The organism is Streptomyces sp. NPDC107765 (genome assembly GCF_055657085.1).
Window position 1 is genome coordinate 224,637 of the sequence record NZ_JBVKBL010000012.1, and the last position, 11,227, is coordinate 235,863.

General features: G+C 73.7%; 11 protein-coding genes. 5 read left to right on the plus strand and 6 right to left on the minus strand.

Annotated elements, in window-relative coordinates:
• Positions 1-9 precede the first annotated feature (9 nt).
• The 3 genes from ACZ7MX_RS27535 to ACZ7MX_RS27545 all read right to left on the minus strand — a co-directional run bounded on the left by ACZ7MX_RS27535 (position 10) and on the right by ACZ7MX_RS27545 (position 4,436).
• Positions 10-3,090 carry an endo-alpha-N-acetylgalactosaminidase family protein gene (locus tag ACZ7MX_RS27535; RefSeq protein WP_472135912.1) on the minus strand — a complete coding sequence of 1,027 codons (3,081 nt, stop codon included), beginning with the start codon at positions 3,088-3,090 and terminating at the stop codon, positions 10-12.
• Between the two features lie 143 nt (positions 3,091-3,233).
• A complete protein-coding gene (locus tag ACZ7MX_RS27540) occupies positions 3,234-3,413 on the minus strand; it encodes a hypothetical protein (protein ID WP_472135913.1) in 180 nt (59 codons plus the stop codon).
• Between the two features lie 213 nt (positions 3,414-3,626).
• The gene (locus ACZ7MX_RS27545) at positions 3,627-4,436 is read right to left on the minus strand and encodes a S1 family peptidase (RefSeq protein ID WP_472135914.1); all 810 of its coding nucleotides are present in this window, start codon (positions 4,434-4,436) and stop codon (positions 3,627-3,629) included.
• Between the two features lie 264 nt (positions 4,437-4,700).
• Here ACZ7MX_RS27545 and ACZ7MX_RS27550 point away from each other — a divergent pair, with 264 nt between their 5' ends.
• Positions 4,701-5,603 carry a hypothetical protein gene (locus tag ACZ7MX_RS27550; RefSeq protein WP_472135915.1) on the plus strand — a complete coding sequence of 301 codons (903 nt, stop codon included), beginning with the start codon at positions 4,701-4,703 and terminating at the stop codon, positions 5,601-5,603.
• Between the two features lie 25 nt (positions 5,604-5,628).
• On the opposite strand, the gene ACZ7MX_RS27555 is transcribed toward ACZ7MX_RS27550, so the two are convergent.
• Complete coding sequence (locus tag ACZ7MX_RS27555; RefSeq protein WP_472135916.1) at positions 5,629-6,324, minus strand: alpha/beta fold hydrolase; 696 nt, start codon at positions 6,322-6,324, stop codon at positions 5,629-5,631.
• Between the two features lie 166 nt (positions 6,325-6,490).
• Here ACZ7MX_RS27555 and ACZ7MX_RS27560 point away from each other — a divergent pair, with 166 nt between their 5' ends.
• Complete coding sequence (locus ACZ7MX_RS27560; protein ID WP_472135917.1) at positions 6,491-7,534, plus strand: LacI family DNA-binding transcriptional regulator; 1,044 nt, start codon at positions 6,491-6,493, stop codon at positions 7,532-7,534.
• Positions 7,535-7,669: 135 nt separating this feature from the next.
• Here ACZ7MX_RS27560 and ACZ7MX_RS27565 read toward each other — a convergent pair whose 3' ends face one another.
• The gene (locus ACZ7MX_RS27565) at positions 7,670-8,404 is read right to left on the minus strand and encodes an MBL fold metallo-hydrolase (protein WP_472135918.1); all 735 of its coding nucleotides are present in this window, start codon (positions 8,402-8,404) and stop codon (positions 7,670-7,672) included.
• A 154-nt stretch (positions 8,405-8,558) separates the two neighbouring features.
• On the opposite strand from ACZ7MX_RS27565, the gene ACZ7MX_RS27570 reads away from it, so the two are divergent.
• Both ACZ7MX_RS27570 and ACZ7MX_RS27575 read left to right on the plus strand, forming a co-directional pair.
• Complete coding sequence (locus ACZ7MX_RS27570) at positions 8,559-9,062, plus strand: hypothetical protein (RefSeq protein ID WP_472135919.1); 504 nt, start codon at positions 8,559-8,561, stop codon at positions 9,060-9,062.
• A 130-nt stretch (positions 9,063-9,192) separates the two neighbouring features.
• Positions 9,193-9,732, plus strand: a complete 540-nt coding sequence (locus ACZ7MX_RS27575) for a PPOX class F420-dependent oxidoreductase (RefSeq protein ID WP_472135920.1) — start codon at positions 9,193-9,195, stop codon at positions 9,730-9,732.
• Positions 9,733-9,738: 6 nt separating this feature from the next.
• On the opposite strand, the gene ACZ7MX_RS27580 is transcribed toward ACZ7MX_RS27575, so the two are convergent.
• Positions 9,739-10,500 carry an ArsR/SmtB family transcription factor gene (locus ACZ7MX_RS27580; RefSeq protein ID WP_472135921.1) on the minus strand — a complete coding sequence of 254 codons (762 nt, stop codon included), beginning with the start codon at positions 10,498-10,500 and terminating at the stop codon, positions 9,739-9,741.
• A gap of 67 nt (positions 10,501-10,567) precedes the next feature.
• Here ACZ7MX_RS27580 and ACZ7MX_RS27585 point away from each other — a divergent pair, with 67 nt between their 5' ends.
• A complete protein-coding gene (locus ACZ7MX_RS27585) occupies positions 10,568-11,140 on the plus strand; it encodes a hypothetical protein (protein ID WP_472135922.1) in 573 nt (190 codons plus the stop codon).
• Positions 11,141-11,227 lie beyond the last annotated feature (87 nt).

Below are 11,227 nucleotides of genomic sequence, written 5' to 3' on the forward strand. Positions count from 1 at the left end.
CACGGCCGACTACACCTCGCGCACCTCGAAAGAGTCCAGGACGAACTCCGCGGTTCCGTCGTCGCCGGTTTTCCGCAGTCCGATCCATGCCTCGCCGGTGGCGGGGGCGGTGAACTCGTAGGTGTGGGTGGCGGGCCGGGTGGCGACGGGGAGGGGGGTGCGGGTCAGTTCGCGGGGTGCGGGGTCGTCGACGGCGGTGATCCAGGCGTACTGGCCGGCGCGTTCGTTCTCGTAGCGGAAGGTGACGCGGTAGCGGTGGCCGGGGGTGAAGCGGACGGTGTGCGGGACGGTGCGGTGGACCAGGCCGGTGTTCTCGCCGCGGGACTTGAGGGACTGGCCGCCGTCGATGACGTCGTCGATGGCCTTGCCGTTCCAGCCGGCCTGTGTGTAGGGGGCGTGGCGCTGGGCGATGTGGGTGCGGGGGTCGGTGCTGCCGCCGGCGTCGCCCTTGACGAAGACGCCCCAGCCCTGGGGGACGTGCTCGAAGTCCTCGTGGACGAGGGTGCCCTCCTTGGTGGTGGGGGTGGCGGGGACGACGCGGACGTTGTCGAAGCGGACCTGGGCCGCTCCGGCCGCGGCGGTGAGGGCGAGGGTGGTGGGGCCGCCGCCTTCGGGGACGGTGAAGTGGGTGAAGAGGCGCTGGAAGCGGGTGCCGGACTTCCGGTCGGCGGCGACGTAGTTGCCGGCGGTGGAGGTGTCGGTCCAGTTGGCGGTGGTGAGGCCGTCGGCGGTGCGGATCTCCAGGGCGGCGCGGCGCCGTTCGCCGGGGGTGGCGCCGACCTCGACCTGGACGGAGGCGGCGTAGGTGCCGGGGGCGAGGCGGGTGAGGTTCTGGGCGACGCGGGCGGCCGGGCCGGCGCCGATGACGAGTTCGTAGTCGCCGCGTTCGCTGAGCCGGACGGTGGCCGGGCCGGTGGTCCGCCAGGCGTCGAGGGTGCCGGAGTGGAAGCCGGGGTCGGTCAGCGGGGTGCCTTCGCCCCAATGGGGGTCGCCCTGGACGGGTGCCGGGTCGCGGTGGACGACGTAGGGCACGCCGGCCTCGGCGGTGAGGGTGATCCGGCCGCCGCGGACCGGCAGCCGGGTGTGCCCGGTGCGGCCCTGGTCGGTGAGCCGGTAGGCGTGCACGGTGGTGGCGGTGGACCAGCCGCGGGGCAGCGCCCAACTCGTGGTGCCGCCACGGGGGTTGTAGTGGTAGAGCTTGCCGGGGTCGGTGGCGCGGCGGGGCTCCCAGGGGAGCAGGTAGCTGCCGCCGTCGTAGACCAGCCGGCCGTCGGTGGTGATCCGGCGGGTGCCCGTGGTGTCGCTGACCGAGGTGTGGGTGGGGCCCTCGAAGGTGATCTCGTGGTCGGTCCAGGTCTTGATCGGGTAGGCCTGGAGGTATTTGGCGGGGAGGGCGTCGGTCCAGATGATCGCGTAGAAGGCGGACCAGTCGGTCTTGCCCACCCAGCCCTCGAAGTTGCCCATGCGGGGGTTGCCGAGGAGGGTGGGCCACTTGTCGGCGAAGACGTCCTTGTGGTGGTTGCGCAGGAAGCGGATCAGCCGGGAGTTGATGCCGCGGGAGGTGTCGGGCCCGTAGTCGGTCTCGTTGGCCCAGTGCGACCAGAGGGAGGACCGTTCCAGTCCGTGGCCCCATTCGGTGGCGATCTGCCAGCCCTGGTCGCGCAGATGGCGCTGGAGGCGGTCGGAGTTCCAGCCGGATTCCCGGAAGACGTCGAGGTAGAGGGTGGTCAGGGCGGGGTCGGTCTCCTTGCGCAGCCGGGCGAAGCGGCGGGCGATGTTGCCGGTGACCAGGTCGCGGCGGGCGTCGATGCGGTAGGACTGGTCGAGCCAGTCCCACTGCTTGTCGTCCTTGTTCACGAGCTGCTCGGAGAAGGCGTGCGCGACGGGATAGGACTCGGTGGCGTTGACGTGCACCGCGAAGTCGCTGTTCCACTTCTTTCCGGCGCGCAGCAGGGTGTTGAGGTCGGCCAGGCCGCCGGCCCGTTCGTTGTAGTTGCCGCCGTAGTCGGGGTGGGCGGAGTCGTGGCCTTCGGACTGGTAGCCCTTGAGCAGGGTGAACTGCCGTAGTCCGTCGGTGGCCAGGGCGATCCGTTTGACGTGGTCGAGGGTGGCGAGGAACGGGTTGGTGGCCTGGCTGGCGAAGTTGAACGGGATGTGCGGGACGACGCGGAGGTGCTGGTCGTCGGCGCCGAGCGGGACGACCATGATGTCGCGCAGGGCGATCGCGGCGTCCTGCCAGTCGGTGCGGCCGTCGCCGTTGCGGTCGCGGGTGACGATGACGGTCGCGTACGGCAGCGGGTCGGTGGCGCCGGTCGGCTGGCCGGCCGCGCGGTGGGTCCACTGTCCTGGGGTGAGGGTGGCCGCGGTGAAGCCGTCGCCCTGCACGGTCTGCCGCCACAGCCGGCCGTTCTCCCAGGTGGTGGCGCCGGTGGGGTGGTCGTAGACGGTGTTGGTCTCGATGCCGGCGGCCAGGTGGTCGGTGGCGACGACGGCGTATGCGCAGCCGGTGGGGGCGGGCTCGGCGGGGGTGCGGTCGGTGACCTCGATGAGGGTGTCGCCGCTCTTGGCCTTGTCGAGTTCGATGCGGGCCGCGAGCAGGGTCGCGCCGGGCTGGTCGCTGCGCACGGAGAGCAGGGCGAGGCCGGGGATCTGGAGGGTGCCGATGCGCAGGGCGGGGGTGTCGGCGATGCGGGTGACCCGCCAGGTGGTCCGCCGGTCCTGGACGGTGATCTCGACGGTGACGGTGGTGCCGCCGTCGAAGGTGAGGGTGTAGGTGGCGCGGTCGGTGCGGGCCCGGTGGGTGACGCGGGGGGTGCGGGCGGTGCCGTCGACGAGGACCTGGGTGACCGGGGTGGGCTGGCCGTGCAGGACGGCTCCGGTGGCGCGGTCGGTGTAGGAGACGATGCGCGGGAAGGCGGTGTCGACGCGGACCTCCAGCGCGTCGGACCGCAGCACGGCCTCGGCGGTGCGGGGTGCGGCCGCGGCGGTGCGGGCGCCGAGCGGGAGGGCCCCGGCGACCGGGGCGAGCGCGGTGGCGGCGACGACCCTTCGGCGGCTGGGCCCGCGCGGGGCACCGGTCTGTTCGTTCACGCGCGCTGTCCTCCCTCGTGCGGCACTGCTGCGGGTGGCACTGCCTGTCGGCGGACAGCGTGCTGCGGGGGCGGGGCGTGCGCCTATGGACAAAGGAGGGGGAGGTGTTGGACAGATGTGGCGGCGGGGCGGTCCGGGGGCGGTTAGCGCGGGGCGGCGGGCGGCGGGGCCGCGCCGGCGGGGCATTCGACGGGGCCGTGGTGGCCGCCGAGCAGGACGTAGGCCAGGGCGGCGGCGGAGGCGGCCAGGAGGACGGCGGCGAGGACGGTGGCGCGGCGGTCGCGGTCGGGGCCCGGGGGCCGGGTACGGCGGTCGGTGGACATGCCGTTCACGCTAGAGCGCCGGGCGCCGGCTGCCCATGGGTCGTACGGTCATCGGCGGCGGCACAAGCCCCGGCCGGGAGGTGAGCTTGGTCCCGGGCGGGACGGGACCAAGGTCCCGGCGGGCGGGGACCGAGGTCCCGGCGTCCGGGCACGGCGAAGGGCCCGGGGAGCGGCACCCGGGCCCTTCGGTGCGTGGGTGGTGCGGGGCGGGGGTCAGCCGCCGAGCTGGCCCGCGGCCTTCTTGATGTCCGCGGCGAAGGTGCTCACCTCGGAGTAGACACCGGGCTTGCCGGGCCGTGCGCAGCCCTCGCCCCAGGAGACGATGCCGACCTGGAGCCACTTGCCGCCCTCGTCCTTGCGGAACATCGGGCCGCCGGAGTCGCCCTGGCAGGTGTCGATGCCGCCGGTGTCCAGCTTGCCGGCGCAGATCTCGTCGCCGGGCGTCAGCTGGTCGCCGTACGCCTTCTGGCAGGTGGCGTCGTCGACGAACGGGACGGTGGCCTTGAGGAGGTAGCGCTGCTGGTCGCCGCCCTCCTTGTCGGCGCCCCAGCCGGCGATGGTGAAGTCTCCGTTGTTGAGCTTGGTGTCCTCGGCGATCTTCAGGGTGGGCTGGTCGATCGGCTTGGCGAGCTTGATCAGCGCCCAGTCCTTGCCCTTGCCGTTGTAGCCGGGCGCCTGCAGCACCTTGGTGGAGTTGACCTTGACGGCGGCGGAGTCCTGGAGGTCGACCACGCCCCCGGTGGCGGTGATGGAGGTGTTGTCGCCGCTGCCGTCGACACAGTGCGCCGCGGTCAGCACGATGTCCTTGGCGTAGAGGGCGCCGCCGCAGCCCATCGACAGGCGCACCATGAACGGGAATTCGCCCTGGTCGGCCTTGGTGCCGCCGACGACCTTGGTGTGCACGGAGCCGGACGGGTCGGGTGCGGGGGCGGCGGTTGCGGTGCCGGGCTGGAGGCTGAAGGCCGCCAGGGCGACCGCGCCGGCGGCGGTGGTTCTCGTGAGGAGCTTCCGGTAGCTGCGCAACGGGCTTCCTTTCGTGGGGGGTTGCACGTCGCTGACGAGCCCATGCCAACACCGGAGCCGGAGGTGGCCGTCGAAGGATCAGCGTGGAGGACGACAGCCCGCCGCATGGCGTCCGGACCCAGTGGGGGATGAGTCCGAGGAGCGCCCTGTGATTATCCGGAGTGCCGGATGAGGGTGACAAGGGTGCGCATCCGGCCAACTCCCGTGACAGCCACGCCCCGAGGGCCGTACCGGACATTCCCGGCGGCGCCGTACAGTGGCCGGATGACGACGGGTGAGCGCGGGATCGAGCACGGCTATCCCCATCTCGACACGGTCCGTTCGGCCCTCCACGCGCTGTTCACCCGGCTGTCGTACGACACGGTGAGCACCTTCGGCACCAGCGTGCTGCCGGTCGACGTGGCCTTCGACGACACCGAGGACCTGCATCTGGGCGCCCAGCGGATCGCCCGTGCGCTGGTGCGGCAGCTGCATCTGCCCGATGCCCGGATCGTGGTGAGCTTCCGGGAGATGGAGCACGCCGCGAACGTCGAACTGACCGCGGGCCCGGAGTACTTCATCGAGCTCAACGACCGCTTCCGCACCCACCGCAAGGACATCGGCGCCGCACTGGCCCACGAGGTGATGCACGTCTACCTGCACCGCCTGGACCTGTCGTTCCCCGGCACCCGCGACAACGAGATCCTCACCGACACCGCCACCACCTACCTCGGCGCGGGCTGGCTGCTGCTGGACGCCTACCGCGAGCACGGCCCGTTCTCGCAGAAGCTCGGCTATCTGACGCCGGAGGAGTTCGGTTACGTCCTCGCCAAACGGGCCGCGTTCTTCGGCGAGGACCCGGCGCCGTGGTTCACCAGCCCGCAGGCGTACGACGCGTACACCGCTGGTGCGGCGCGGGCCCGGCAGGACCTGCGGCGGCCGCCGCTGGCCGCCGCCGGGTGGGCCGCCCGCATGCGCTACGCCAAGGACCGGCGGACGGCCCGGGACCCGCGCCGCGCCGGCCGGGTGTCCGGGCCGGGTGGTGACGACTACGCCTTCGAGGGCCCGGCACCGCTGAAGGTGTCGTTCCCCTGCCCCGCCTGCCACCAGCGGCTGCGCCTGCCGGTACGGGGGACCCTCCAGGCACGCTGCGGCCTGTGCAAGACGCTGCTGGACTGCGACACCTGACGCCTGATCAGAAGGCCGGCGGGGGTCAGACCCAGCCCTCCAGCCCCGTCAGGAAGCCCTCGAAGTCATCGCGGTGGATGGTGTGCCCGGCGCCGGGCACGGTACGGACCTCGAAGCCGCGCCGGGTGAGTTCGGCGGCCGCCTCGTCGGTGAAGAGGAACCCCTCCCCCGCGATCTGCACCAGCGAGGGGACCACCGGCTTCTCCGGCGTGCGGTCCGTGAGGTGCTCGGCGGACAGCGCGAGCGCGGTCGCGGTGTCCCAGTCGGCGAGCGTGGCCAGTTCGATGTCGACGTCGGCGTCCGACCAGCGCGGGTTGAAGCCGCGCACCATCGCCCGGTCGGCGTTCTTGAACGGCAGGAACACGGCCGGGTCGACGGACTGCCCGGTGCGCCCCAGCGACCAGGCCGGATCGCAGTAGACCGCGCGCCGCGGCTGCAGCCGCTCCACGGCCAGGGAGAGCGCGAGGCCGCCCAGGGAGTGCCCGACGACGACCTCGGGCCCGGCGGGCAGGGTCTCCACGAGGTCCTCGGCGAAGAGTTCGGCGCCGTACTCCCCGCGCGGGCTGCGGCCGTGGCCGCGCAGGTCGACGGCGAGCACGCGGTAGCCCCGTTCGGCGAGCGCCGGGCCGACCCGGTGCCAGGTGCGGTGGTCGGACATCATTCCGTGGACCAGCACCGCGGTCCGGCTGCCGGTGCCCCATTCGTGGGTGTACAGCTGCATGCCCGTACCTCTCTCCCGTACGTCCGCGCTCCGGTGGGCGGCGCCCCGGGCCGGCCGTCCCGCACCGTGGGCGCGCCCGGCCGACGTTACACGTGTCAGTGGAGGCGGGGAACCAGCCGCGCCCGGGCCCGCCGGGCAAAACCCCTGTGCGAGGATGCCCCGCAGGATGACTGACCCAGCCGGCCCCCGGGCCACCCCGACTCCCCCGACCAGCGCGGCCGTTGCCCGGCTCGCCGGGGTCTCGCGCGCGACGGTCTCCTACGTCCTGAACGGCCAGGCCGAAGGCCGGGTCGGGGCCCGCACCCAGGCCAGGGTCCGGGCCGCCGCCGAGGAACTGGGCTACGTTCCGCACGCCGCGGCCCGGACCCTGCGGGCCGGCCGGGGCAGCATCGTGCTGCTGGCCGCCCCCGCCGACACCGTCCCGGCCTTCGGCCCGCTCTTCACCCGGTTCCTGGCCGGATTCCAGACCGCGCTGCACGGCCTCGGCTACACCGGCGTGCTGCACGGCGCGCCCGCCGCCTCGCCGATGGCCGCCGCCCGCGCCTGGGCCGAACTGCGGCCGGCCGCCGTCCTGGCACTGCACGGCCCGCCGCTGGACGCCCCCGCGGTCGAACTGCTGCACCGCGCGGGCACCGCCGCGGTCCTCACCCACGGACCGTCCGCACCGCCCGGCGCCCATGCCCTGCTGCTGGATCAGCGGGAGGCCGGGCTGCGGGCGGGCGAGCACCTGCTGGCCGGTGGCCGGCGCCGGATCGGGGTGGTCCGGCCCGCCGATCCGGGGCTGGCGGACCTCGCCGGGCCGCGCCTGGCGGGCGTACGGGAGGCGGCCGCGGGCCGGCCCGGCGCCGAGGTGCATCCGCTCGACCTGGAACTGACCGAGGAGTCCGCGGCACGGCTGGCGGCCGACTGGTCCGGCCGGGGCCTGGACGGGGTGTTCGCCTACAACGACGAGTACGCGATGCTGCTGATGCGGGCCCTGCAGGACGCCGGGCACACCCTCGGTACCGGGCCGGACGAGATCGGTGTGGTCGGCGCGGACGATCTGCTGCTGGCCCGGCTGCTGCGCCCCCGGCTGACCAGCGTCCGCGCCGAGATCACCCCGCCGGACCGGATCGCCGCCCTGGTCGCCGCACTCATCCGCGACCCGGACCGGACCCCCGCGGTCCACCGGCTGGGCACGTTCCGGGTCGAGGGACGGGAGTCGGGGTGACGGGCGGGGGTCCGGGTGACGGGCGGGGTGGGTGTGGCTTGTGCGGTTCGGCCCGCCGGCTTCTGTGAGGCTCGGCCCGCCGGCTCCGGTGAGGCCCGTCCCGCAGGCTCCGGTGAGACAGGGGCCGCCGGCTGACTACCGCCAGTCCGTCTCCGGGGTGGCCGCGGCCAGCACCGCCCGGGCGTTCTCCCGGATCGTCCCCCCGTGCGGTACGCACACCGTGCCGACGTCGTCGAGCGCGGCCAGCCGCCGGAAGGAGGCCACGGCCTGCTCCCGCGAGACGTTGAACGGCCCGAGCACCGCACGGTCGCCGTCCGGGGAGGCGCCGATGACGTCCCCGGGGAACAGCAGCCCGCTCGCGGGCAGGTGCAGGGCGATTCCGCCGGGCGTATGACCGGGGACCGCGAGCACCCGGACCGGCTCCGGCCAGCCGTCGAGGGTGTCGCCGTCGCGCAGTTCCCGGTCGACGGCGACGTGCCGCAGCGGCGGGACGCCGGCGGCGGCGAAATCGGCCATGATGCGCTCGTGCAGCGGGAGTTCGGCCGCGGTGAGGACGGCCGCGGGCTCGGCGGCGGTGCCGCGGACGTACGGGGCGTCCGGCGCACCGGCCAGCACCTCGGCCCCGGTGGCCTCGACCAGATCGGCGGCGGAACCCATGTGGTCGGCGTGGCAGTGGGTGAGCACGATCTGCCGCAGCCGTTCCGGGTGGCCGCCGAGCCGGGCGAGCGCGTCCAGAACGGCCGGCGCCGAACCGGGGACCCCGGTGTCGACCACGGCGAAGCCGTCGTCGGGGAGCGCGACGAGGTGGACGTGCCCGACGGGGAAGGCGAGTTGCCAGACGGCACGGCTGATACGGGTGAGTGGGTCCATGACCCGGACGCTAACCGCGGGGCGCGGCGCCGGTCGCCGGGTTGCGCCGTGGGCGGATCAAGCCAACGGCGAACACCCGCGGCCGGCGGGCGAAATCCGGCCGGAACCGGTCTTGCGTCCCCCACGTCCCATCCGTGAACCGAGGAGGCATGTCATGCGAGGAATCCCCCACTCCCGCACCCGTACGCTCACCGCCGTGCTCGCGCTGGCGGTGTCCGGCGCCGTCGCCCTGTCCGGCTGTGGCAAGCCGGAGCAGCAGCATCAGCAGACGGTGAGCGGCGGACCGCCGCTGAAGAAGCAGGACGCGTTCGAGGAGCGGGCCGCGCAGATCGAGCGGGACTGGCCGAAGGTCTCGCCGGTGCACGGCCGGCAGCAGGCGCTCCTGCCGCTGGTGAAGGCCCAGCGGCCCAAGGACGTCGGCACGGCCCGGGAGATCACCGTGACCGTCGGGCACAGCGCCTGCGACATCCGCTTCGGCGCGCGCAGCCACGAGTCGAAGGGGCTCGTGGTCGTCACCGGCTGGGGTAAGCGCAAGAGCTCCCAGGGCATGTGCACCGAGATGCTGGCCACCGACAAGGTGACGATACGGCTGAAGGACGCCCTCGGTGACCGCAAGGTCGTCGACGCGGCCACCGGCAAGCAACTCCTGAAGGGCTGACCGGAGAAGGGGCGAAGGCGAACGGCTCGGCGAGGCGGACGGGCCGACGAGGCCGGTAGGGCTGACGGGCCGACAGGCACGGCACGTCGGCGTTCGCCCTGGAGCGCGCTCCAGGACCTACCCTCGCCGTATGAGCCCTTCCCTCGCCACCACCACCCGTGTCGACCTGCCCGAGCTGCTGGAGTTCGTCCGCCCCCGGCACCGCGCGATCCTGCTCACCCGCCGCTCCGACGGCACCCCGCAGGCCTCGCCGCTGACCTGCGGGGTGGACGACTCCGGCCGGCTGGTCATGTCGACGTATCCGGAGCGGGCCAAGGTCCGCAACCTGCGCCGGGTGGCGTCGGCCAGCGTGCTGGTGCTGTCCGACGAGTGGAACGGTCCGTGGGTGCAGATCGACGGCGAGGCGGAGGTCATCGACGCGCCGGAGTCGGTCGAGCCGCTGGTCGAGTACTACCGCAACATCGCCGGTGAGCACCCGGATTGGGACGAGTACCGCGAGGCGATGCGCAAGCAGGGCAAGTCACTGATCCGGGTGACCCCGCTGCGCTGGGGCCCGATCGCCACCGGCGGTTTCCCGGCCCGCCTCGTGACCGGCGACGACGAGGCATCCGACCGCCGGGCATCCGACGAGCAGGGTTCCCAGGACCGGGCGTCCGGCGACCGGGACTGACCGCGGTCAGCCGCGCGGGGCCGGGAAGGCGAGGGACGGGGAAAGGGCCTCGTCGGGCAGGCCGAGGCGGTCGCGGAAGGCCGTGCGGCCGGATTCGGTGACGCTGAGGATGCGGGTCGTCGGGGATTTGACGATCCATCGGCGCTCCAGGGCGTGGCGGTAGAGGGTGGCGCCGAGCGCACCGGAGAGGTGCGGGCGCCGCACCGTCCAGTCGTGGCACGTACGGACATGGGCGCGGTGGGCGAGGGACGGGCCGGTGTCGGGGATGCCGAGGGCGGTCAGCCAGTGGGCGCCGGCCGCGGTGAGGACCAGGCCGTATTCCCGTGCCAGCAGGCCGCGTTCGGTCATCACCTCCGCGAGGGCGCAGCCCAGGGCGCCGGCCATGTGGTCGTAGCAGGTACGGGCGTGGTGCAGGGCCCGGCGCTGGTTGGCCTCGGCCAGCGAGCGGATCGGGACGGGGCGGTAGGGGGCGAGTCCGGCGAGGTTCTCCAGGGTTTCCGCGGTGTCCGGGCCGGCCAGCCGGACGTAGCGCCGCCGTCCCTGGCGTTCTTCGGCGAGCAGCCCGCCGGCGACCAGGAGGTTGAGGTGCTCGGTGGTCGTGGAGGGTGCCACCGAGGCGTATTCGGCGAGTTCTCCGGCGGTCCAGGTGCCGCCGTCGAGCAGGGCCATGCAGATGGCGGCGCGGGTGCGGTCCGCGAGCAGCGCCGCGAGCGCGGCGAGATCGGGGGTCGCCGCGAGTTTTTCCTGATCTGCGTCCCATCGGTTCATGTACACAGAGTAACCTCTGATAACATTTCGGTGAGCACCGAATCATCCGGCTTCTATCCTCAACGGCATGAGAGGCGCGCTGGAGAAGAGCAGTTCGGTCACCCCGGCGCTGCTGTCCACGGAGAACGACGACGGAACCTTCGTCCAGGTCGAGCTGCGGATCCGGTGGGAGCTCGGCCCGGTCGTGAGCCTTTGGCTGCCGACCCGGGGTCGTACCGCCAGGAACCTCGCGGTTCGCCCGGACGTCGTGTTCAATCTGCCGCCGGACGCGACGGGGACCGAAGAGGGACCGGGGGCGCTGCCGCCCTCGGCGGACGCTCCGTGGACGGAGCCGTCGGAGCTGGTGCGGCCGCCCCGGCTGGCGCACTGTCCGGTGCAGCTGGAGGCCCGCAGGGTCGGCGAGCGCACGGTGACCGACGGGGCATGGACGCAGATCGAGGCACAGGTGCTGCGGGTGCACGCGGACCCGCGGTGGGTGCTGCCGCTGAGCGACCGGCGGATCGACCTGGGGGCGTGGCACCCCCCGGTGCACGACTTCCGCCCGTCGGCCGCTCCCCCGGACCGGACCGTACCGGCCCCCGCCCGGGAGCTGGCCCGCCAGCTGGGCCGCCGCTACCCGGCCGAACGCGGCGGCTCGTAGGGGCCGGTGGGGCGGGCGGGGGCTTCCGGAAAGACCCGCGGCGCCTGCCCTCCGGTCGGGGAGAAAAGACAGGCGCCGCGGACGGGG